Source organism: Candidatus Neomarinimicrobiota bacterium (assembly GCA_041862535.1).
Lineage (GTDB): Bacteria > Fidelibacterota > Marinisomatia > SCGC-AAA003-L08 > TS1B11.
In genome coordinates this window covers 1-2,897 of the sequence record JBGVTM010000093.1, presented here as the reverse complement: position 1 = coordinate 2,897, position 2,897 = coordinate 1, and the positions used below count along the sequence as shown (strand labels likewise).

Sequence of the window (2,897 nt, the reverse complement as noted above, 5' to 3'; positions counted from 1 at the left end):
CCCTTTCGGATATATTCAATTTTACATATATAAATGAATAAAATCCGGCTATTTCCCGGCGCCCTCAGCGGACAAATCCGAGGTGTAGAACTTGAATTTTAATGAGGGCCGTTCTAAGTTCAATGTGCGGTGGAAGCCCGCCGCAAAAGTGATCTTCGCACCCGTTACCTATATAGGAGGGCGGCTCCGATGGCTAACCTGAAACCACCAGCCGCTGTGCTGGTAGGCTTGCTGATGATTGGCTGTGGCGGCATTTTCGACACCACCGGTCAAGAAGACCTGGTGGCCACTGAAGTTCATCTCCAGCAGGGATTTGAGCAGCACTGGGTATCCGTAGAAGTGGATGGCAACGTGCGTTTCAAGGCCTTTCTGGATTCCAATGCCCCACTGGTAGGACCACTGGCCCTGTTCTCCCTGGATCTGCCGCGCGGCCATCACCGCCTCGTCATTCGCTGGGTGCCTACCGACGGAAATCGCCAGGCATATATGCACAGCACCGATTTTACATTAGGGAAAGGCGATACCTGTTATCTGAGACTTACGGTTTCAAACAATATACTTGATATGCTGGTCCAGGAAAGCCCGTTCGCCTATGTATAGCCCTGCAAGTGTTTTCTCGAATATTTGACTTCAGCCCCTGAGATGCCGCTGTGAAAATCGCAGTTCTTATCAAGCAGGTTCCCGACACTCAGTCAGTGCTTAAGATCAACGCCGCTGAAAACTGGGTGGTGGAGGACAACCTGGTTTTCACCGCCAATGAGAGCGACACCTATGCTCTGGAGGAAGCGCTGCTGATGAAGGAGGCCTTAAGCGGCGAGGTGGTGGTCTGCACGCTCGGCCCCGAGCGGGCCGGCCAGGTACTTAAAGATGCCCTGGCTAAAGGCGCCGACCGGGCCCTCTTCCTGCGGGATGACACCTTCAGCCAACTGGATAGCGGGGGCGCCGCCAGGGTATTCGCCCGCTCCCTGAAGGAGGAAAAATTCGACCTGATCCTGCTGGGCCTCCAGGCCGACGACACCGGCGACGCACAACTGGGACCGATGCTGGCCGAAGAACTAAACCTGCCCCATGTCACACTGGTGGTGCACACGGAACTGCTGGATGGCCGGCTGAAGGTCAAGCAGGAGCTGGAGGGCGGGTGGTTCCAGCATATCGAGGTGGATCTGCCCGCTCTGCTTACGATTCAGTCGGGAATCAACAAAGCCCGGTATGCCTCCCTGCGGGGCATCATGGCCATGAAGAGTAAGGAAATCAAACAGCTCACCGCCGCCGATCTGGGGCTGAATTCCAGCGACCTCATGCCGGATCAGACCCTGCAGCGACTTTACCTGCCCCCGAAGATAAAGGAAACTGTCTTCCTGGAAGGTGCCCCTGAGGAGGTGGCAGCGCAACTGGTGGAAAAATTGGCCCACGAAGCGAAAGTGCTCTAAACCATGGGCAAGCTGCTCAGCTTTATTCAACATCAAGACGGTCAGGTAGCTGGCACTTCTCTGGAGGCCCTTAAAGGCGCGCAGGAGCTGGCCGCCACCCTCAACCATTCCCTGGCGGCAGTGGTCTTCGGCCTGGATACGGCCCCGGCGGAACTCACCGGCGTCCGGCTGGATGAGATCCTGCTGGTGCCAGCCCCGGAACTGGCCACCTATTCCTCCGAGTACTACGTAGCGGCCATGGATGCAATCCTCACAGCGGAAACGCCGGTGCTCGTTGCCGGGCACACCTACCAGGCCCGAGATTGGCTGCCGCGCCTGGCCAGCCGGAAGGGGCGCCCATTGATAAGCGACTGCGTGGGCTACCACCAAGACGGCGAGCTCCGCTGGGTGCGTCAGATCTTTCAGGGCAAAATCAGCGCCGAAATGAAAACCACACCGGGACTGGTGATTATTGCCTTCCAAGCCGGGGCCTTTCGAGCCGATGACCTGGGCTCCGGATCACCCACCGTCCGCACCATAGAAGTGGACTTATCGGATATCCCCGCCCGCGTACGACCAGGCGAAAGGTTCCAGGACACCAGGGACAGCGTAGACCTCGGCCGCGCAGAACGCATCATCTCCATTGGCCGCGGCATCGGAAAAGAAGAAAATTTAAAATTGGTTCAGGAGCTGGCTGATATATTGAATGCCGAACTGGGTTCTTCCCGCCCGGTGGTGGACTACGGCTGGCTGCCCCACGATCGCCAGATCGGCTCCTCCGGCCAGACCGTTTCGCCCAAACTGTACCTGGCGGTGGGCATCTCCGGCGCCATTCAACACCAGGTGGGGATGAAAAACTCCGGCTGCATCGTGGCTATTAACAAAGATCCCAACGCGCCCATCTTCGAAATTGCCGATTACGGCATTGTGGCCGACCTGCTGGAGATCATCCCCCGCCTCACCACCGCTCTGAAGGAGCACCAGGGGAGCTAGGGATTCCTGACCACCACTTGCCGCTGGAAACACGGCAACCTCCCGCCATCACAAAGCGGGCCAACTCCCAGGGGGAACTTCCGGTAGAGGGACCAGCACATGGCTAGTGCCGCCGACGCACACGTTCCTACCCTCTTTTACATCCTCGCCGGCATCGCCCTCTTTTATTTCGCCTACAACTTCCGGCGGGCCTTCGCCGTGAGGATTGGCCGTCCGGAAAACCGATCGCTCCGACCCTGGGAAGTGATCAGGAACGCAGTCTACTATGGCATCGCCCAGCGGAAGGTCTCCTCACTCCACTTTGGCTATGCTACCGTCATGCATCTGTGTCTGGGGTGGGGCTTTATCGAACTTTTCTTTGCCACAACCGTCGATTTCCTGGTATCACGAGGCCTGTTTCTGGACCTCCTGCCGCGTAAAGATACGCCCTGGTTCGCCGTGCTCAACGACGTCGGGGGCCTGCTCCTTATCATTGGTATCGTTCTGGCCCTGGTA

4 protein-coding genes are annotated in these 2,897 nt (G+C 57.8%); all 4 read left to right on the top strand.

Annotated elements, in window-relative coordinates; all coding sequences use genetic code 11:
* Positions 1-189: 189 nt before the first annotated feature.
* Complete coding sequence (locus ACETWG_03705) at positions 190-600, top strand: hypothetical protein (protein ID MFB0515693.1); 411 nt, start codon at positions 190-192, stop codon at positions 598-600.
* Between the two features lie 50 nt (positions 601-650).
* Positions 651-1,430: an electron transfer flavoprotein subunit beta gene (locus ACETWG_03700; GenBank protein ID MFB0515692.1), complete on the top strand. Its 780-nt coding sequence runs from the start codon at positions 651-653 to the stop codon at positions 1,428-1,430.
* A 3-nt stretch (positions 1,431-1,433) separates the two neighbouring features.
* Positions 1,434-2,402 carry an electron transfer flavoprotein subunit alpha/FixB family protein gene (locus ACETWG_03695; GenBank protein MFB0515691.1) on the top strand — a complete coding sequence of 323 codons (969 nt, stop codon included), beginning with the start codon at positions 1,434-1,436 and terminating at the stop codon, positions 2,400-2,402.
* A 99-nt stretch (positions 2,403-2,501) separates the two neighbouring features.
* The coding region (locus tag ACETWG_03690; GenBank protein ID MFB0515690.1) for a hypothetical protein at positions 2,502-2,897 on the top strand (396 nt) is incomplete at its 3' end.